The 17,793-nt window shown below is 63.5% G+C and carries 20 protein-coding genes; all 20 read right to left on the reverse strand.

Annotation, left to right across the window (positions count from 1 at the left end; genetic code table 11):
- Nucleotides 1-2: 2 nt before the first annotated feature.
- Nucleotides 3-551, reverse strand: coding sequence for an integrating conjugative element protein (locus tag ABD104_RS23795; RefSeq protein ID WP_008266518.1), 549 nt, complete (start codon nt 549-551; stop codon nt 3-5).
- On the reverse strand, nt 548-1,153 hold the full coding sequence (locus ABD104_RS23800) for a transglycosylase SLT domain-containing protein (protein ID WP_343928333.1): 606 nt from the start codon (nt 1,151-1,153) through the stop codon (nt 548-550). The genes ABD104_RS23795 and ABD104_RS23800 overlap by 4 nt, the downstream gene beginning before the upstream one ends.
- The gene (locus tag ABD104_RS23805) at nt 1,135-1,860 is read right to left on the reverse strand and encodes a TIGR03759 family integrating conjugative element protein (RefSeq protein ID WP_343928334.1); all 726 of its coding nucleotides are present in this window, start codon (nt 1,858-1,860) and stop codon (nt 1,135-1,137) included. Before ABD104_RS23805 ends, ABD104_RS23800 begins: the two co-directional genes overlap by 19 nt.
- A 14-nt stretch (nt 1,861-1,874) precedes the next feature.
- Nucleotides 1,875-2,516 (reverse strand): hypothetical protein, encoded by a 642-nt coding sequence (locus ABD104_RS23810; protein ID WP_343928335.1) that lies wholly within the window; start codon nt 2,514-2,516, stop codon nt 1,875-1,877.
- Complete coding sequence (gene pilL2 / locus ABD104_RS23815) at nt 2,513-3,091, reverse strand: PFGI-1 class ICE element type IV pilus protein PilL2 (RefSeq protein ID WP_012205973.1); 579 nt, start codon at nt 3,089-3,091, stop codon at nt 2,513-2,515. Before pilL2 ends, ABD104_RS23810 begins: the two co-directional genes overlap by 4 nt.
- 142 nt (nt 3,092-3,233) lie before the next feature.
- Nucleotides 3,234-4,955 carry a UvrD-helicase domain-containing protein gene (locus ABD104_RS23820; protein WP_108233287.1) on the reverse strand — a complete coding sequence of 574 codons (1,722 nt, stop codon included), beginning with the start codon at nt 4,953-4,955 and terminating at the stop codon, nt 3,234-3,236.
- Entirely contained in the window at nt 4,952-6,754 is a 1,803-nt protein-coding gene (locus ABD104_RS23825) for an ATP-dependent nuclease (RefSeq protein ID WP_012205971.1), read from the reverse strand. The genes ABD104_RS23820 and ABD104_RS23825 overlap by 4 nt, the downstream gene beginning before the upstream one ends.
- Before the next feature lie 172 nt (nt 6,755-6,926).
- Nucleotides 6,927-9,206 (reverse strand): helicase-related protein, encoded by a 2,280-nt coding sequence (locus tag ABD104_RS23830; protein ID WP_033990589.1) that lies wholly within the window; start codon nt 9,204-9,206, stop codon nt 6,927-6,929.
- A 135-nt stretch (nt 9,207-9,341) separates the two neighbouring features.
- Nucleotides 9,342-9,647 (reverse strand): hypothetical protein, encoded by a 306-nt coding sequence (locus ABD104_RS23835; RefSeq protein ID WP_343928336.1) that lies wholly within the window; start codon nt 9,645-9,647, stop codon nt 9,342-9,344.
- 69 nt (nt 9,648-9,716) lie between these two features.
- Complete coding sequence (locus ABD104_RS23840) at nt 9,717-10,028, reverse strand: hypothetical protein (RefSeq protein WP_012251142.1); 312 nt, start codon at nt 10,026-10,028, stop codon at nt 9,717-9,719.
- A 102-nt stretch (nt 10,029-10,130) separates the two neighbouring features.
- On the reverse strand, nt 10,131-11,276 hold the full coding sequence (locus ABD104_RS23845; protein ID WP_313301107.1) for a DUF6094 domain-containing protein: 1,146 nt from the start codon (nt 11,274-11,276) through the stop codon (nt 10,131-10,133).
- 40 nt (nt 11,277-11,316) lie between these two features.
- Entirely contained in the window at nt 11,317-11,967 is a 651-nt protein-coding gene (locus ABD104_RS23850; RefSeq protein WP_343928337.1) for a hypothetical protein, read from the reverse strand.
- An 83-nt stretch (nt 11,968-12,050) separates the two neighbouring features.
- Nucleotides 12,051-12,458, reverse strand: coding sequence for a hypothetical protein (locus tag ABD104_RS23855; RefSeq protein ID WP_343928338.1), 408 nt, complete (start codon nt 12,456-12,458; stop codon nt 12,051-12,053).
- Between the two features lie 94 nt (nt 12,459-12,552).
- Nucleotides 12,553-13,251, reverse strand: a complete 699-nt coding sequence (locus ABD104_RS23860) for a DUF3275 family protein (protein WP_343928339.1) — start codon at nt 13,249-13,251, stop codon at nt 12,553-12,555.
- Between the two features lie 54 nt (nt 13,252-13,305).
- Entirely contained in the window at nt 13,306-14,220 is a 915-nt protein-coding gene (locus ABD104_RS23865; RefSeq protein ID WP_343928340.1) for a DUF3577 domain-containing protein, read from the reverse strand.
- Between the two features lie 377 nt (nt 14,221-14,597).
- A complete protein-coding gene (locus ABD104_RS23870; RefSeq protein WP_343928341.1) occupies nt 14,598-15,410 on the reverse strand; it encodes a GTPase in 813 nt (270 codons plus the stop codon).
- 280 nt (nt 15,411-15,690) lie between these two features.
- A complete protein-coding gene (locus tag ABD104_RS23875; RefSeq protein ID WP_343928342.1) occupies nt 15,691-15,969 on the reverse strand; it encodes a uridylate kinase in 279 nt (92 codons plus the stop codon).
- 94 nt (nt 15,970-16,063) lie between these two features.
- Nucleotides 16,064-16,801: a DUF5983 family protein gene (locus tag ABD104_RS23880; RefSeq protein ID WP_343928343.1), complete on the reverse strand. Its 738-nt coding sequence runs from the start codon at nt 16,799-16,801 to the stop codon at nt 16,064-16,066.
- 211 nt (nt 16,802-17,012) lie between these two features.
- Entirely contained in the window at nt 17,013-17,405 is a 393-nt protein-coding gene (locus tag ABD104_RS23885; protein ID WP_343928344.1) for a hypothetical protein, read from the reverse strand.
- A 21-nt stretch (nt 17,406-17,426) separates the two neighbouring features.
- Nucleotides 17,427-17,639: a hypothetical protein gene (locus ABD104_RS23890; RefSeq protein ID WP_003158617.1), complete on the reverse strand. Its 213-nt coding sequence runs from the start codon at nt 17,637-17,639 to the stop codon at nt 17,427-17,429.
- Nucleotides 17,640-17,793: the final 154 nt, after the last annotated feature.

Consider the following 17,793-nt stretch of genomic DNA (forward strand, 5'->3'; position numbering starts at 1 on the left):
CTTCATTGCTCGATGCCGGTGGCTGTGATCAGCACCGGGTAATGCCGCAGACCCAGGCGCTCGGCCAGGTCGTCGCCGGCCACAGGCGCAAGGGGCATGCCGGGCACCAGGGTGCGCAGCCGTGCCAGGCCCTGCACGGTCTCGACGTTAACCACCAGACCCACCGCGCCGCGCTCGCGCAGCGATGTTGCCTGGCTGCGCAGCCAGGCGTGGGACGCCGCGTCGTCGCCGACGACCACGAAAGGCCGCAGGCCCGGTGCCTCGATCACCCGCCGCGCGACGGTGCCAGGCGTGAGCTTGGCACTGCGCACCGGCAACATCGCGGCCTCGTCCATGGGCGTGGCGGGCACCGGGAGCATCGGGATGGGCGGTCGGGCCGGGGCATCGGCGCGCGGCTGAAGGTTCAGAGCCTCGTAGTACGGCAGCGCCGACGTGCCGCCACGGTCTTCGACCACGATCAGCGGCTCTCCGGCACGCGAGGCCAGCGGCAGAGCCGCCAGCAGCACGAGCAGGCACTTCAGTGTGAGGTTGGCCAGAGGGAACTTCGTCATGGGGATGTCTCCAGGTGCGCGGCGAGGGCCGCAGCGATTGGGCGCGTGCCCTGCACACGGGCAAGGTGGCGCGACACGCTGCGCCGATAGCGGGCGGCAGGCTCTCCGCCCGCAGGACGGTGGTAGCGACCGATTGCCAGTAACCAGTCCTCGCCAGTGACGTGCTGCTCCTTCAGGATTTCAGCGGCGATGGCGAGGTTGCTGTATGGGTCGAGCAGGTCGCACGGGCTGGCGTAGCGCTGCTGGTGGTAGCCGAGGTTGATCTGGCCCAGGCCCGCGTCGATGCGTGTGTGCGGCGTGGCGCGCATTGCCTGCTGCAAACCAGCGCAGGCGTCGGCACGGGTGGTGAAGCGGCGCGACTGACCGGCGACGTTGAGGGACCACGGCCACGGGACGATGCGCCCGTTGCGGCGGATGCCGCTTTCCTGCAAGGCCACGGCGTAGAGCACCGTCGAGGGGATGCCCGCGCGCTGTGCGGCAAGCTGGTAAGCCGGTGGCGGAAGCTCCTGGGCATGGGCGGCGCAGGCGCACAGGCCCGCCGCGATCACCAGTGCGCGCAAGCACTGCGAAACGGAGGTGGCCGCTATGGCTGGCGCTGCCATTGACCGTTCACCTCGCGCACGACCGCAGGAAGGTCTCCGGGCAAGCTCAGCGACAGCCACCGCCCGCCATCATGGTTGAGCGTGATGCCACCGCTGCGCACGCGCACCGGATCGACGTTCGCACGCTTGGCCCAGTCGCGAATACGTGTGTCGTCCTGGCGGCTGCCAACCATGTACAGGTCGAACTCGGTGCCGGAGGATTGCAGGCGCTGCACGAGCTGCCCGCAGGCCGCGCAGCCGTCCTTGACGAACACCGCCGTGCGGCCGGAGCCGCGTTCGGCACCCGCGTTGGGCTTGTCGTCAGGCAGGTTCACTCGCTGCATGCCGGGATTCAGGCGCTGCCAGGCCTCGTCGTAGGCACGCTGGTAGGCGAGCAGCTTCTCGACGCGGCGCGCTTCGACCTGCACCTGCAGTTCGGCGTAACGGCGCCGTTCCTCGTCGGTGCGCGCCTCGATGCCCAGGGCGGACAGCGGGTCCAGGTTGGGCGAGTAGATGCCCAACGGCCCGTCCATCAGTTCGCGATAGCGCGCCCACTCCTGCGGTTGCAGGCCCCAGTCGCTTGCCACCCGGTCGTCCAGGATGCGGGCGACAAGGAGGCGCTCCTGGCTCTGCGCATTGCGGGCGGAGGCCGTGGCCGGCTGCTGCGCCCAGGCGGGCAACTGGGCAGACGCGAGCAGGAGCGCGGAAAGGATGATGGACGGCCTCATGTAACGTGCTCCGCTCAGGGAATCGCCATGCGACGGGTCTGGTCGCCGGCCTGGAACACCGCAGTGTTGCCCTCGACTGCCTGCAGGCGCCACGGGCCGACGGCATCGCCGGGAAGCAGCACTTGAAGCTGGTCGGGCGTGAAGTTCCCGTTATTCGGTGTGACGGACAGGCTGCGCTGGCCGGCGCGAAGTTCGGCGCCGACGATGCGGAACGGCAGTGGCGGCGGTTCTGGTTTGGCGGTGGGCCTGCTCGGTGAGCGCGGCTGGGCGGGCGCTGCGGCACGCAGGGCGCTTGGGCGTGCCTTGATCTGCTCGACTTCCGCACGAAGCGCCTGAAAGTCTTCGGCAGCGGCATAGCCGCTCAGCGTTGTCTCGACCTGGGCGGCGCGTGCTTCCAGGCGTTCGCGGGTATCTTTGAGGTCTGCCGCTGTTGCGACGACTGGACGCTGCTGGATGGCCTCGATCGTCTCGGCCAGGCCCACCGCCTGCGCTTCGAGACGTTGCAGGCGGGAATCAAGCAGCGTCTGGTCGGCCTGGTCGTTCATGGTCTGGTAGCTCAGGGCAGCGAAAACGCTGAGGCTGATCAGCCAGAGCCACATTAGGCTCTGCAACACCACGGCGGAGATCGGGCGCCGGGGAGCCTGCGCGGTATTCATGGCTGGCCTCCCGAAACCGAAGGCATCAGCGGAAACGTCTGCACCGCCTCGGCAACAGGCGGCTCGTGTGCGTGCTCGGCGGTCGCACTGCCTCCAGGCTGCTCAAAGCAAATCTGCCGTGCCCGTTCATCCGCATGCAGTTCCCAGGCCGGGCCGGCCAGGGTGAGCAGCGCATCGCGCAAGGTCATGGGGCCAAGATGCCGGTGCGCCGCCGGCAGCGGCAGCGCATACAACTCGGTCACGGCGCTGGGCGTCTCGCAAAGCTGGTAGCCACTGCGTTTGAGCACATGCCGCAGCCCATCGCCCACCGTGGCGCGGGCATCCTCGGGCATGGACACGTCGATGGTCTGCAACAGCAAGTCACGCTGCGCCGCCGTGGGTGCCAGCTCGACCAGCGTGTAGCGGCCATAGCGCACGACGGGAATGAACTCGGGTGCCTCGGGTTCGGGAGCGGAGGAGACGCCTTCTATGGCGTCTGGCACCAGCGGCGCGGTGGTGGTCGCGCAGCCGCTGGCCAGCGCTGCGGCCAGGAGACCAGCGCCGACCAGACGCCGGGATACAGGGATTGCGGGCATGGCATCGGCTCTTCTGTTGCGATGCCGATACCTTGGCGGAGCGCCGTTGAGCGGTCAGCTAGGAATGCGGACTGATGGACGACCGCTTTTTCAGAAACATGCGAAGACCGTGCTGATTTGGACAGTACTCGCTACCAGCTGATTACAAAAAAATGCTGCGGTCTCCCGATGGCGTCAGGATTGTTGCTCTCTTCATAGCTCTTGTGACTGCGACCCGCAGTGCCAAAAGGGCTTGGCTTTGACGAGAAGTATCTGCATTCGCAGGCACAATTCGTCCAGCATATCGCCCTTCGTAAATCAGTACCTCGTCAAACTCCTTACCCTTTGCTTTGTGAATGGTCATGAGATGAACTCCACGCCATTCCTTGGCGGCTGCTGTGAAATGCTCCTGCAGCAAAGCGCCCCGGACAGCTTCGATAGCGCCGACATACTGTCCTTGGGATCTCCAAAGCTCTGACAAAGACGCCCGCAGGTTTGAGCCCTTGTGAAGCAGGCGGAGATACTTGGCATCAGCGGCAACGCGCGACAGTTGGCCAACGGCAGACGTCGCGAGAAGCCCCCGCGCAGTCAACCAGTCTTCTTCAGGATGGCCGGTGAATACGACGTCCTGGCGAAGCGCTGCTAGGCGCGCGCACTCGCTGATCAACGCTTGGCGATTCTTGCCGCGGATCTTTCCGGAGACCAAGTATTGGTCGATGGCGTCGGCCATGTCGAGTTCCGCCTGCGCAGGGCGTTTGGTGCCACTGCGGCCCCGGATGTGGGTATGTAAGGCGGAGAGTAGCCGCGCAGCCAGAAGCTCCGAAGGGCCTCCTTCCATTAGCGTGGCGATGACGTTTGCCGCAAGCGCCGGGGATTCCGCGTCCATCGCCACCTCGTGGCGAAGGTTGGGCATGCCATCGGACTCCGCGGAGAGGTAGTCGGACACTTGAAGCATGAAGGCCTTGGATGGGACGAGCACTGCGATGGACCAGGCCGGCTCCTTGCGAAGTCGCTTGATTGCCTGGATGAGCTGGGCCTTCGCATGGAAATGCGGACCCCTTCCGTAGTACACGCCGTACTCGACCACCGACACATTGGCATAGACGGCGCCCTTGTTTTTCCCGGTGAGCAAGTCTGAACCGTACGTTGCGATGTCGGTTCCGGCACTGCGATGATTCTCCCCTTCAAACTCGACTGGCAAGGGGTCGAACTGGTCCACGAATTCCTTGAGCCGCTGAGGATCGGCGCCGCGGAATTCGTAAATACGCTGGTCGGGGTCGGCCAAGGCAATGATCCTGCAGCCGCGTCCAAGCTCGCGGACCATCGCCCATTCGTCGGCGTTCGTGTCCTGGAACTCGTCCACGACGAGTATCGGGTAGGTCGCTGTGTAGATACCTGCCAGCCGCCGGCTGCGGCGCAGCAGTTCAGCCGTCAACTGGGCGAAGAGGTCGAAGTGGAGCAGCCCCTCTTCATGGAAAAGGCGCAACTTCTCCTGGTGATGCTGCTCCTTGGCAAAGTGAGCCAAGCGCGCGGAGCCCTCGGGAGGTGGTAGGAGCTGGAGCGGCTTTCCGTTGTTGAGCAGATAGCCATGACTTCGCAGAACGCTCCATGCGAAGCCGTGATAGGTGTTGACATCTAGAAGTCTCAGATCATCCGCGGTGATGAGTTCCTTGGCTTTCTCAAGGACCCGTGCCACTGTGGGCCTCGCGAAGCTGAGAAACAGGATGCGCTGGCCTGATAGGAGCTTTGCTGATCGAATCTCGTCCCTGGCTTTGACCAGGGCGACATGCGTCTTTCCGGAGCCTGGACCACCCATGGCGAGCACGTGCCCCGTGCTTTGCAGAAAGTCCCTCTTCTGCGGTGTCCAGTCTTGTTCGACCGTCATAACTCTTCGTCATCGAACGGTGCTGCCGCCGCTGACGGCACGGGTGGCAGCGGCGGAGGTTCGACGGTGATGTGGATCACCCGCAGCGTGTCCCGGACATACTGCGGCATCTCCGCCTCGGTGCAGCACCCGAGCAAGTCGCCGGCATCGCCGCTTCCCTTGGCCCAGCCAAAGAATTGCCGCAATGCGTCGCGAATTTGCTCCACGGTCTGGGCGGCGTTAGGAGTTTTGGCGATCAGATGGTTCGGCCACGCGTTCTCCGCGACGAGGCTGAGCGCATATCGACGAAGGGCTGCCTCCGCGGTGTGGTGCAGCACTACGTTCTCGAAACCTTTCTCGGCAGATTCAAATGAGTGGTGCACGGCGGCCTTGATGGCAGCGGAAGCGGCTGGTTCCTGCTTGTCGAACACAGCAAAGACCGTCTTGCCCAAGTCTCTAAAGAACTTGCCGAGAGGCGCAACCTGCGCATCGGTTTGCGCATCGATGACGGCCACCCCCAGGGCCTCAAGCGTCTTGTATTCTGTGGGGTTCAAGTCGTTAAGCCGGCGCGCCGCTGCAGGTATCGCATCGAACTCCGTTCGACCTTCGACAACAAGTACATATCGGGCAAGCAGCGCTTCACAGAAGCGGGCCCTGAACTCTGCCTTGTATGCCTTGGGCTTGACCGCTGGTGGGTATGTCGCCAGCATCGCAGAAAGCTTGCCCCCGTCACGCCGCAGCACATGCATCTCGGACGGCGCGAATTCTTCGAGCACATAGGGCGAGTGCGACGTGAAAAGCGCCTGTGCCGACGTCTCGCGCACGCTGTTAACGATGCGCTTCTGGGTATGTGGCGGAAGGGCGATCTCGGGCTCCTCCATCGCGAAGATGACGTTCTGCTTCAGGCCCGCGATGATGGATAGCAGCGCCAGCACCAGTGTATTGATCGTGCCGGTGCCCTGATGGTGATATGGCGCGCAATAGGTGCTGCCGTCCGGACGTTTCGCGCCGGTGCCCATGAAAACGGTCAAATCCTTGCGCAGGGCCTCTCTAGTGAGATCCGACACGCGCATGTGAGGTTCCTCTGCCCAGTCAGAAGGAACGAATCGGCGAACAGCGTCCTGGACGTCCTTCAAGAGCGGGGCGATGCCGAGTTCCGGCTTATCGGCCACGGGGAGTTTGCGCAACTCGTTCAGCAGGTCTTCCCACATCGTCACGCGCTTGTCTTGAAGCCTGAGGATGACATCAAGCAACGACCCGCGCTCCAGGCTCAATGCCCGCGCCCCTGTCCTCAGCGTCCGGAGGTACAGGAAGCCGCACTTGCGCTTGTCGGTCGTTTTGAAAGTTGGGTGAGTACCTTCAGCTAGCACTGGGGTCGCGAAGAAAGTATTGCCCGTGAAGTCGTCTTCTTCCTTGTCGTAGCGACCCTCGAAAAACACCCGCAGCGCGGCCGACACGTCTGACGCATCCGTGCCTTCCGGGGGCGGGCCTACGAGTAGCGTCTTTTCCGTGGCGGACCACCACTCGATGTGGTCACGAAAGTGTCGCTGCTGCTCGGCGGACAGGTCACTGACGATAACTTCAATCCGAATGAGAACCGGATCTCCCTCTTCATCCAGGTAGCGCCCGGCGTGGAAGTCGTGCTCGTCGATGACGGGTCTTCGGGAGAGCCGTTCCGGGCCGAGGACGAGATCTATGGCCTCCAGCAGCGTTGACTTCCCGACGTTGTTGTCACCGAGAAATACGCTGTGGCCTGACAGCGTCACGATGCCGGATTCAATCCCACGAAACTTTTCGACCTTGACTTTTGCAATCTGCATTGGCTCCCCCGATTCTGCTCATGTGAGTTTAGCCAGTAACCAATCGTTTCTCCAAAGAGAGTCCACACTGAATCTGAAAGGACGCAGCCACGTCCTGCGGAGACTGCGGGACGTGGCTGCAAGGTGGGAAGAACAGAAAGCCGGCGGCGCTAGGCCGGCGATGGCGTGGAAATTAGGTAGCGACCAACTGCCGAGCCAGTGCGACCTCGACGGAATCACCGTCCTGGTTCAGAACATCCAGCCCCGATTCGGGCACATCGCCCGAGGTGGACTGCGAGACCATGATCTTCTTGGCCATCAGTTCCAGGCAGGTCATCTGCGAGGAACCGGCGTAGCCGAGGTAGATCACGCGCACGGGCTGTTTCTGCCCAATGCGCCAGGAGCGGCGTGCTGCCTGTTGGAGCGAGTACACGTTGTAGCCACTTTGCATGAACACAATCGTCGGGAACTCCAGCAGGTCCAGCCCCGTCTTGACCAGCTCGGGATTGGTGACGAGCACGTCGATGCCCCGGTCCAGTTGCTCGGCGATCCAGTCCTCGCGGCGGCTGGCATCCACGCTTGCGCGCAGTACCGCCACCTTGAATCCTTCCTGCTCCAGCAGCCCCTTCAGGCGTGACGTGGTGTCGCGCGTTCCGGTATAGACCGTGTAGGCCAGAACCTTGCGCCCCTGTTCCTTCTCCGCTTTGCAGATGTCGATCAGCTCGCGCTCCTTGGGGCTGATCTCGAACTCATTGAACTGAGCCGGGACAAACGCCAAGGTGTTGCGCGTGCGCGGATGCACCACGGTCTCCGACCGGAAGCAGCAATCCGGCCAGGCCAATAGCACGTTGAGCACCACCCCCAGCAAGGTCGTATCGCGTCGCGCCAGAGCCTGTTTCAGTTCTGCGGTCAGCCGACCCGCCAGATCGCGGTAGGCCGCAGCTTGCGCCACGTCCATCTGGACTTCACGAAACTCCTCGTCATACGGCGGCAGGACGTTGCCACCGATGTCCTTGAGCTTGAGGAAAATCGTAAACGGCAGGATGCAGCGCAAGACGCCTTTCGGGCCGAAGCCGGGAGCCTTGACCGTGCGCACCGATACCTTGGTGCCCTTGGCTGTCTTGTGCGCCGTGCCGGCGCTCTCGGAGTAGATGTCCTTGAGGACGCCGTGATCGCGCATGAATGCCATCGCAGCCGAGGTCATGCTGCCGCTCGTGGTCGGGCGGTAGCCGTCTTCGATCATCCGTCCGGGCAGTGCCCGGAACAGCAGGTAGAACAGATCATCGCCGTAGCCGCCCATCAGCGTGCCGGTCAGCAGCAAGGTCTTGCGAGCCTTCGCCGCCAGCACGCCCATGGCCTGGCCCTGGGCACTGCCACCGTTCTTGTACTCGTGCGCCTCGTCGGCGATGAGCAGGTCGAACGTGCCTTGCGGTAGGTAGCGTTTGATGAACTCGGACGGTTGGTAGCCGCCTTCGCCAAAGCCAAACTCCATGTTGGCCATCGCACGTTCCATGCGCGTGGCCTGACGGTCGGAAAACACCAGCTCGCCGTTGCCATCCATGAGGTTGATGAACTCATGGATGTTGTCGCCCAGCATCGAGGCCAGGAAGCCGTCACCGAACTTCTGCATCAGCTTCTGTGCGGTGACTTCCCCGATGGTCGGGATGCGCTTCAAGGCTTTGAGGACGACCGAGGACTGGTCGCTGCCGGACAGGCTACGCGGGCGGATCAGCGTCCACAGGGGCGCGGCGCAGTGGCTGCACTTCCTGCGGGACTCCTCGGCTTCGAGCGCGACCGGGTTGACCGGCTCGCCGTCGAGGTCGGTGATGAGTGTGCCGCAGTCCGGGCAGGCTGCCACGTCGCCGTGGCGGGTGCGCCGCTGGGTGAAGACAGGTTTCCAGTGGAACCCCATCCGCATCCTGACGCGCCCCAGGATGAAAAACTCCTGGCCCGTGGGCTGCACACCCAACTGCTCGCGCAGCTTGATGAGCTTGACCAGCGTGTCCGGGCCATTGAGCACCCAGACCTTGGCGCCGGCCACCGTCTCCTGGATCTCACGCCGCCACTTGTAAACCAGGTGGGGAGGCGAAAGCACCAGGGTGCGGCGGTAGCCTTCGGCGTTGAGCACGGCGGCCGTGGCGATGCCGACGGTCGTCTTGCCGCAGCCCATTTCGCCATTGACGATCGCAGCGCGCTCGCCTTGATCGACCAGCAGCTCGGCGGCGGCATGGACAACTTCAGCCTGGGCCTGGAACAGCTTGCGCTTGAGGCTGGCAACGACGAGTTGCCGCTGCGCCTGTGCTTGACCGGCATAGACCGGCGGGTTGGCGCGGTTGAGAGAATCGAGCAGTTCGTCGCCGAACTCGCCGACGAAAACCTGAAGGCTCAGGGTGAGAGGGTTGGATTCCGCTTCGAGCAGTTCGCCCTGTACGGGCGCTGCATCGTTGGCGGTGGTGTCGAGATCAACGGACATGGTGATGCTCCAAAGAAAAATGGGACATGCACCACCCCAGCGGGGCGATGGCATGCCCCGTGGTGGGAAGAGAGACGGCGAACCGTCGGTGGTTGGACAGTGCAGGCGCTCGTGGCCTGCGGTGACAACTCGCGGTCAGTACTCGGACGGCAGCACGATGCGGGTCGCGCTGCGATCTGCTTCGGTGAAGATGCGGATGCTCAGGTCACGGGTGACGACGTAAAACGAATCGAGGCGTTCACCAGACTCCAACGCAGCGTTGTTCTGTTGCCATTGGTAGTCGGCGACGTTGCCCCAGTCGCCACGCATGTGGCGTTCGAAAAACCGCATGGGATCGAGCCGGCCTTCGTTCATCAGGCGTTCGACGCCTTCGCTGAACTCCAGTGCACCGATCTCGAACAGCCGTTTGCGGCGATGCTTGTCATGTTGGTTGGATGTCATGTGGCTTTCTTCTGAGTAGAGGGGCTACAGCACCCTTGAGGGGTGTCGGTGGCCCCGCGTTGGAGAAGATCAGTACTCGCTGGGCAACAGCAGCGTGGTGACGCTGCGATCCCATTCGGTGATGATCCAGAGCTTCAGGCCGGGTGTGACCTGGTAGGAAGAGAACAGGCGATCCTCACCGGACTTCAGCGCGGCATCGTTCTGCCGCCTGTCGCTGTCGTCGAGGTCGCCCCAATCGCCACCGAGGTGGCGGCGCAGATACGGAATCGGGTTGAATTGGCCCTGTTGGATCAGGTCATCGACGCCGCAGGTCATGACCACCTGGCCGGGCGAGAAGCGCAGGCTCGGGGTCTGGCTGATGGAAAGTGCTTGGGCTGCCATGGAAGGCTCCTGGAGATGGAGGGGCCACGGCACCCCATCGGGGCGACTGGACCCCGGTGGGTGGAAAAAATCGACGGCGAACCGCCGGCGGTGGAGAAACGATCAGCGAATGGTCAACACCTCGCCCCGCGTGGCGGAGCCAGGCGTCATGTCCCATGCACGGATGACAGGAACGAACTTGTCGGTGAGGATGCGGGTTTCGGCGATGGAGCCGTCGTCGCGTTCGGTGAATTCCCGCTGGAGCGTCTTGTCCTTGTGGGTATCACCTTTGACGACGAGCACGCGCCCCGTCTTGGATTGCACGACTCCCGAGATCGCGCCTGCGGCCAAAGCCAGGGCGAGATGCCAGTGGGACAAGGCCCGCGCCGGTGGACGCAGCGTCTGCTGCGCGGCCCCCAACTGCGTATCCCGCGACGGCCAGAGGCCTTGCAGCCTGCCAACCTCATCGGCGAACTGCTCCGGCTCCATCGTCACGCGGAAGAAATGCCCCGGCTCTGCCGGGCTGGTGGGGACGATGTACGGCAGGAACGGCCATTCGCTCGGCAGCTCCTCGGCTTCGACTTCGCCAAGCCCAACCTGCAGCAGCAGATTGCGCACGGCCTTGACGCCATCGGGCGTCTGCTCGCGCTGGCGCACCCGGCGACCGAAGATCACCACCTGCTTGAACTGCGTTTCCACCGCTCGGTAGATCCGCAGATCGGTGTAGTGGCGTGTCAGCCAGCCGACCAGCTCGGCGTCGAGCACGTAGCCGGGAACGATGAAGACCAGCACGCCGCCGTACTGCAACAGGGGCAGCGTGCGCTGGTAGAACAGTTTTTCGAGGCGGGCACGGCCCTGACCCTGATAGCCAATGTTGCCGTTGACGTCCTTGGACAGGTCGCCATACGGCGGATTGAGCCAGAGCAGCCCAAAGGACTGTTTGGAGATCATCGTGTCCATCAGGTCCGCGTGCAGGCAGTGATCGACCAGGCCGCGGGCATGGCGCGCCCGCTCTGCGTCGAACTCGACGGCGAACGCCTTGGCATGCTCGCGCCCGAGGGCATGAGCCGCTTCGGCAATCGCCACGCCTTCGCCGGCGCAGGGATCGAGGATGCACATCGGCCCATTGGATTCAGGCGCACTGGGCATCAGTGCATTGAGGGCTCTTTCGAGCGTTGGTTCGTCGGTCGGGAAATACCCGTTCTTCACGAAATTGCGGGCGAGCCGCGGGAACATGAGCGCCATGGAAGTCTCCTGGTTGGCGGGGATGATTGGCGAAGGCGCGCCTTGGCGTGCCTGCGCAGGTGGGTCAAGCCGCTACCGTTTCCGGCGTCCAAATCTTGGCCGGATAGGGATAGGCGGTGAGCACGTCACTGCGGATCAGCGAGCCGAGCGCCAGGGTCAGCGCCGGCACGTCGATGGCGAGCCGATGGCCCACCAAAGGCCCGAGGGCGAATGGCAGACGGGTCAGCATCTCGCGGCTTTGCAGCAGTTCCAGCACGGTTTCGCGCCAGTGGTCGAGCAACGGCAGTGGGCAGGTGTCCTGCACCAACGTCCACAGGCGGTCAAGCCGGTGGTCGCTATCGCGGGGCAGCAATGCCAGTGCGCTGGCGTTGGCCTTGTCGGGCTTGACGCAGCGCCGATCGAACAGCCACACGTTGGACAGCGAACCGAACAGCGTTCGCCGGTAGGCGCGGGTCATGCGCTTTTCCAGGCGATCGACGTTGCTGACGAACACCGGGACGCTGCTGCCCTGGTCGGTGATGACGTGGAACTGCTCCAGGCCCTGCTCGTCGCGCCCGAGGGTCAGGCGAGCCAGGAACTGCTGGACGGCGGTGTCCCGCGCCCAGATCGACAGGAAGATCAGATTGCCCTGCTCATCGCCGACGCAAGCGTCGGCCATCACGTCCGGGCATTCGTCGATGCGGTACAGCGTGGTGGAAGAAGTGGTTGCGGGCATGGTGGTGTCCTCGGGTGAACGGGAACAGCACCGCCCGCAGGGGCAAGTGCTGCCCCTTGGGGTGGAAAAAAGGCGTCCCTGACTCAGACCGTCAGCGCCGTAGCTGGAGCTGTGGCTTCCTTGGATGTGCGCCGCCGTGCGTGGTAAGCGCGAACGCCTGCACGCCAGTCGGCGGACTGCTCCGGTGCGAGGTCCAGATAGGACAACGGGCACGAGTAGTAGTACGGGTGCATGGATTCGTCCAGCTGCTTGTAGCCCCACTGGCCGCCGCTGCGTTCCAACAGATCGCAGCGGATGGTGCACAGGGACTGGCCCGGTGCGAGATCACGGTGTACGCCTTCGGCCTTGGCCGTCACTTGCACAACAGACCAGAGGACGTTGCCACGCAGTGCGTGGGCGATGACCTTGACGCTGGCGCGTTCGGTCTCTTGCGGTGCGATCAACTCCGCGATCAGTTCAGACCGCGATTGGGGTGAGAAATACCAGCCCATGAGAGGCCTCCTGGAAAAATTGAGCCAGAAGCCTCCCCGGTGGGGAAGACCCCCAGCGGGTGGATGAAGCACACCGCAGATGCGGTGCCCAGTACTACGCAGGTTGCAGTTCGGCCTGGCGGCTCCACTCCTGCGTCTTGAAGTCCAGCGCGTAGCCCAGTTCGCCCAGGCGGGCGATCTGCGTGCGCAGGGTGCGGCGGTCGATGGTCGAATCCAGTTTCACGGACTCGCCCAGCGGCCAGAGCAAGCTGAACAGCGCGGCGTCGCCATCTTCGGTACTGCCGGGAGCAGGTGCCGCAGCGGGCGTCGGCGCATCCACGCCGAAGGGCGTGGTATCGACCAGCGGGTCTGTGGATGCCTGTACGGGTGCGGGCTTGGCGGGCCTGGAGGTTTTGCTGGGCTTGGCCGGTGTTGCCGGTGTTGTTGCAGGCTGTGCGCCTAGCTCTTCATCAAGTGGATCGAGGTCCTGGGTGGCGAAGCTGCGTGCTTCGTCACGGCTCAGTTTGTCGATGTCGTAGAGCGTCATTCCGTCCAGGCTGGCGCGGATCTCGAAGCGCATGCCGCCACCGACCGGGTAGGACTTCGGGAAGATGTACCTGATGATGAACTCCCCGTCGTACTTGCCTTCGGGGTATTGCTCCAGCTCCGGGTCCTTGACCTCGAACGTACCGAGGTGCGTGGCGAGGCGACCGACCGTGAAGGGGCCGTTCTTGCCGCGGATGGTGCGCAACGTGAGCTGGCCGGGGACGACGATGGGCGAAACCGATTTCGCGGGCGCCGATGTGACTGCCATGATGGTTCTCCTTAGCGATTGGGAAAACGACAAGGCCCGCGAGGGCCTTGCCGATCAGAACGAAGCAGCCAATGCCGGCTCCTGCTCCTCGACTTCACCTTCGGGCTCGCGCTCGGCGGGCTCGGCAGGCTGATCGGCAGCGGGGGCGGCGTCCTCGGCTTCGGGCGCGGGAGCGTCCTGGGCCGGCGGCGAATCTGCTTGCGCGGGGCTCGTCGGATAGACCTTGGTGCCGTCGATCTTGATCAGGCCGATGTGGATCAGTGTCGATTCCAGGCTTGCGGCCGGTTCCCCAGCGCGCTCACCCTTGGTGCGGATGTACGGATCGATCTTCATGTCGTTGAGACGGAAAGCGATCAGCACCTTGCAGTCCCCCTCGATGGCCTGCACGCACCGGCGAACCAGATGCTCGGCTTCAGGGGTGGTGACGATGGTGTCGAAGTACCGATACTCCGGTTCATCGACAGGCCCGGCCAGAGCGGCGACGGTGCAAGAGAGGAACGGGTCGCCATCTTTGGGTGTGACGTCCTTCGGACGGCTGAGGTAGCCGATGCCGCGGGTGATCAGCTCGTGTTGCCTGATCGAAGCCAGTTCGGCCCGGTCAAATGGCTCGGCCTTGAGCAGTCGCGCCTTGAGGGACGCGGCGGCTTGGCCTTTCTGCTCACCCTTGTCGCGGATGTACGCATCGCCCCACAGGTCGCCGAGGCGAAAGCGCACCAGCGGGCGCTGCTTGGGATCGTCAACGCCGATGTAGCGCTCGACCAGCTTCTTGGCCTCGGCACCCGAGACCTTGACGTCGAAATAGCGATAGCTGGGGTCCTTCGCGGAACCGACCAGCGCGGCGATGGTACACGCCAGGAAAGGCTGCGCACGGCGGCCGCCCCGAACAGGCACTTCACGGGCACGCTGGATGTAGCCGATGCCCGAGGTGTGGAGGTCGAAATACGATTTCTCGTTGGACGTGGTGCTCATGGTGAATCTCCATAGGGATGAAGCGGAGACACACCGGCCCCACGCTGCGGGGAAAGGTGCGTAACCCCGCGATGGGTTGATAAGGCGAAAGCATCCACCACCAGAGACTGGTGGCCGCTCGCGGATGGATGCGGTGCGAGCTGGCTCGGTCACGCAGTGGGAACTGCGCCGCAACCTCGAAGACCGATGGTTGCCTGGCATGTCGCTGACAACGTCAGCAGGCATGGGCTCAGCATGGCCGGGCCTCGCGCGCGAGACAGCCATCAATCGGCATTCGGGCGATTCCCTTTGATGAAATCTCACACGGCAGAAAAAAGGCCCTCCTTCCGAATGGAGGGAGAGCCTGTGGGGGGCATGTTGCCTGTTTTTTCGCGGTGTCACGCCGGTACAGTGCGGCGCCGTCGGGACGTCTCCGCGCCGATCACGCTCACATCGATCAGACGCCAGCGCCCGTCGTCGATGAGCCGCTCCAGCACTTCGCCGAGCATGTCGAAATACACCTCGTCGTGCCGATCGACCAACTCGCCGTCGCGGCACAGCTCCACCGCATAGGTATCGCTGCCGCGCTGGTAGAGGATCGTCACCCGACCGTCGAACTTCGCGGTCGAAACCGTGAAACTGATCGCCGGAGGCGTTTCGATGATCTTGGCCGGCTTCGGATCGACCCAGGTGAAGTCGTGGGCGCCCGCATCGACCAGCATGTGGGTGATGCGCCGGAACCCGTCGGGCGCCGACATTTCCTCCAACTGCTCGATGAGCTGACCCAGTTCCATACACTGCGGCTCGGGAATGGGCAGCTTGGCCGGCGCGGAGCCGAGGATGTGTGTCTTGACGGTGTAGGGAGTGCCGTCGGACATCATCTCGGTGCGCTCTTCTGGCGTGTCCGCACGCAGACCGTCGAAACGACGACGGGCATAGGGTTGGACATGCACCTTGGTGCCCTCGCTGGGAATGCTGGTCACCAGGTTGGGATCGAGTACCGCGAACTCGCTGGGCTTGAGCTTGACGACGATGGCGTCCTCGCTGGCTGCGACCACCTTGCCGTCGAAGGGCTGGGGATCGATGACAAAGCCCAGTGTCGAGGACTGTGGCTGATCATCGAACACGCGGTACTTGAACGACCGCACGTTGCGGGGCACATGGCCTGCGACCAGCGAAGGCATCAGGGTCTTGATAAGAGAGCGATCCATGTGAATCTCCTTGAGGAAGAACAAGGGATTCCCCGCCCGCAAGGGAGAGGTCCCTTGTGGGTGAATGGGCGCGATGCGTCCGTAGGAAGAAACAACCAGCACGGTTTCCCGCGCTTGCAGCCTTGAAGGTCTTGACTGCCTGGGCATGTGTCGGCAACGCCGACGAACATGGGGCAAGGATGGCCCTTGAGTGAGCCGCCTGCGCTCAGGAAACCGCACCGCGCCGCACCCGCTTTCCTGCGTCGCGACAAGAAAAGGCCCCTCGAAAGGGGCTGAGTGGTCAGGCTTGGTACACGAAGTAGTGTTCGCGCTGGCGTGGAAAGAACACGTGCTTCCACGTGTCACCGCCGGTGTTACCACCGTCGAAAACAACCATTTCGTAGTCGTCGATGTCGGTGCCTGCCAGATCGGCGCTGGCGATATGGCGCATGTGCAGCATGCCGCTCAAGCGCTCGAATACCAGGATCTGGCCGATGGCGTCGTCCTGGCCCATGGCGTTGACGCAGGCTCCAAGCTGATGCTCGAAGTCGAGCGCGGGCGAGATGAGTTCGGGGAACATGAGGGTGCTCCTGTGAAAATGAACCAGCCCGGCTCCGGGCAGGAGACGGGCTGGTATGGGGGAGAAAGAGGAAGGATGGCGCGTCGCGCGGCTGCTAGGACTCGGCCAGCGGCAGGCCCGGTAGCACGGAAGCGTCGGCGTCGAGGATCAGGATGCGCACGTCGGCCTGGCCAGCCAGTTCAAGGATGTTCGCCAGGTCGTCCGGCATGCCCTTGTTCCGGTGCTCCTGCCGAAGCTGCTCGGCGGTGATGCCCTCGGCATGCTCCAGGTTCTGGTCCGTCCAGGGCGTGGAGATCAGCTTGATGCCGATCGCCGGGCTGTACGGAACCCGGAACGCGATGAACAGGAAAGCCTCCGGCGTGGCGAGGTCTGCCAGGTTGGCGAGGTAGTGCCAGGTATCGACGGTGATGTGCTCACGACTGATTTCCCAGGCCCGGCTGAAATACCCGATCTCGAAACTCAGGCGCTGCACGACGTCCCGCGCGGCCTCGGCCGAATAGGTGTCACCGACGTGGACCGGACGGCCGTCGAAGTCGTCGCCATGGATGGCATAGACCACGGCGCCGATCAGGCCTTGGCCGCTGACGCCTTCACCGGCATCGCATTCGGCCAGCACCTCGGCACTCACGGGGTCAGGACCATTGTTGACCACGGCGAAATCGCTGGTGACGATGCAGGACGATGAAACCAGCTCCTCGTCGGAGAGGTGTTCTTGGCTGGCGTGGATGTTTCGCCAGACATGCGGGCTTCCGTCCTCGTAGCTGATGCACAGCGTGCGGACGATTTTCAAATTCCAGTAGCCGCGGAGAAAGGGATTGAATTTCTGGGACATGGGAACTCTCCAGATTGAATAATGGAGCCAAATCCCGCCACCGGGAATTGGACCCGGTGGGTTGAAAGTCGGAAATGCGTCAAGCGGTGCTGATCCTTTGTCTTGGATCGGCCTCGCACTGGGCAATGGAAAGTGATTCGAGGGACATGGCCTAATGGGCGCATGTCCCTCATGGGGATTGAACGAAAGCGGAGGTACACGGAAAACTGGCTCACCAGCCGCTGTAGTTCACCAGCAGGTCGGCAATGACCTTGCGGCGTTCCAAGTCGAGACCGTCGAAGTCCGACAGCCCGTGGAAGTGGCAGCGTTTGAGCATGGCACCGCCATCGTGCGCGTTGTAGAAGCTGACCATGGCGGACAGAAACATGCGTTGCCCGCTGCTCAGGACACCGAGGGCATCGTTGAGCCGCAGCATGTTGGGACGCAGATCCCACTTGCTTTTGGCCTGGTTCAGGCCGTCACGGGTGCCGTCGCCGAACCATTCGGGGCCAGCGATCTCGGCACCACGCTTCCATGCCTCGAAGAAGGCTTGGGGCGCGGCAGCGAAATGCTGCTCTTCCCGCATGATCTGATCGACGACTTCCTGCGGCAGCAGTTGATTCATGGCGTGATTCCTCCAGTTGGATCAGGGAATGGCGAGCTGGGACCAGCCGCCTCTTTCGAGGGCACGTTGAGCCGCCGCATGGCTGCGGAAGTACTCGTGCGATTCCCGCGAAACGGGACCTTCGGTATCGCGCGTGCCGATGTAGTGGCCGGCGGCGCTTTGCAGGACTTCGAGCGGCAGGAACTTGCCGCAATAGGTCAAGGCCAACTGGCCGAAAGAGGCTTTGTGGGACATGGGTAGGCTCCTTGGAAAAGCGGGGCCTTGTCCCTCACGGGATGGCAGCTCCCGCACGCGGTGGATAAAAAGCATCGGCGTCACGGGGACGCGTGTCCGCAGACTTGATGCGATACGGACTGGCGGGTTACGCGGGAAGAACCCACGGCAGCCT

Origin of the sequence: Pigmentiphaga daeguensis (assembly GCF_039523035.1) — a bacterium.
Lineage (GTDB): Bacteria > Pseudomonadota > Gammaproteobacteria > Burkholderiales > Burkholderiaceae_B > Pigmentiphaga > Pigmentiphaga daeguensis.

Bases quoted from the DNA above. Each gene is read 5' to 3' on its own strand.
- ABD104_RS23820 (WP_108233287.1), bottom strand. From the start codon at position 4,955: ATGACGGTCGAACAAGACTGGACACCGCAGAAGAGGGACTTTCTGCAA.
- ABD104_RS23855 (WP_343928338.1), bottom strand. From the start codon at position 12,458: ATGGGCTGGTATTTCTCACCCCAATCGCGGTCTGAACTGATCGCGGAG.
- ABD104_RS23860 (WP_343928339.1), bottom strand. From the start codon at position 13,251: ATGGCAGTCACATCGGCGCCCGCGAAATCGGTTTCGCCCATCGTCGTC.
- ABD104_RS23870 (WP_343928341.1), bottom strand. From the start codon at position 15,410: ATGGATCGCTCTCTTATCAAGACCCTGATGCCTTCGCTGGTCGCAGGC.
- pilL2 (WP_012205973.1), bottom strand. From the start codon at position 3,091: ATGCCCGCAATCCCTGTATCCCGGCGTCTGGTCGGCGCTGGTCTCCTG.
- ABD104_RS23875 (WP_343928342.1), bottom strand. From the start codon at position 15,969: ATGTTCCCCGAACTCATCTCGCCCGCGCTCGACTTCGAGCATCAGCTT.
- ABD104_RS23840 (WP_012251142.1), bottom strand. From the start codon at position 10,028: ATGGCAGCCCAAGCACTTTCCATCAGCCAGACCCCGAGCCTGCGCTTC.
- ABD104_RS23800 (WP_343928333.1), bottom strand. From the start codon at position 1,153: ATGGCAGCGCCAGCCATAGCGGCCACCTCCGTTTCGCAGTGCTTGCGC.
- ABD104_RS23830 (WP_033990589.1), bottom strand. From the start codon at position 9,206: ATGTCCGTTGATCTCGACACCACCGCCAACGATGCAGCGCCCGTACAG.
- ABD104_RS23795 (WP_008266518.1), bottom strand. From the start codon at position 551: ATGACGAAGTTCCCTCTGGCCAACCTCACACTGAAGTGCCTGCTCGTG.
- ABD104_RS23805 (WP_343928334.1), bottom strand. From the start codon at position 1,860: ATGAGGCCGTCCATCATCCTTTCCGCGCTCCTGCTCGCGTCTGCCCAG.
- ABD104_RS23810 (WP_343928335.1), bottom strand. From the start codon at position 2,516: ATGAATACCGCGCAGGCTCCCCGGCGCCCGATCTCCGCCGTGGTGTTG.
- ABD104_RS23885 (WP_343928344.1), bottom strand. From the start codon at position 17,405: ATGAATCAACTGCTGCCGCAGGAAGTCGTCGATCAGATCATGCGGGAA.
- ABD104_RS23835 (WP_343928336.1), bottom strand. From the start codon at position 9,647: ATGACATCCAACCAACATGACAAGCATCGCCGCAAACGGCTGTTCGAG.
- ABD104_RS23825 (WP_012205971.1), bottom strand. From the start codon at position 6,754: ATGCAGATTGCAAAAGTCAAGGTCGAAAAGTTTCGTGGGATTGAATCC.
- ABD104_RS23890 (WP_003158617.1), bottom strand. From the start codon at position 17,639: ATGTCCCACAAAGCCTCTTTCGGCCAGTTGGCCTTGACCTATTGCGGC.
- ABD104_RS23880 (WP_343928343.1), bottom strand. From the start codon at position 16,801: ATGTCCCAGAAATTCAATCCCTTTCTCCGCGGCTACTGGAATTTGAAA.
- ABD104_RS23850 (WP_343928337.1), bottom strand. From the start codon at position 11,967: ATGCCCGCAACCACTTCTTCCACCACGCTGTACCGCATCGACGAATGC.
- ABD104_RS23865 (WP_343928340.1), bottom strand. From the start codon at position 14,220: ATGAGCACCACGTCCAACGAGAAATCGTATTTCGACCTCCACACCTCG.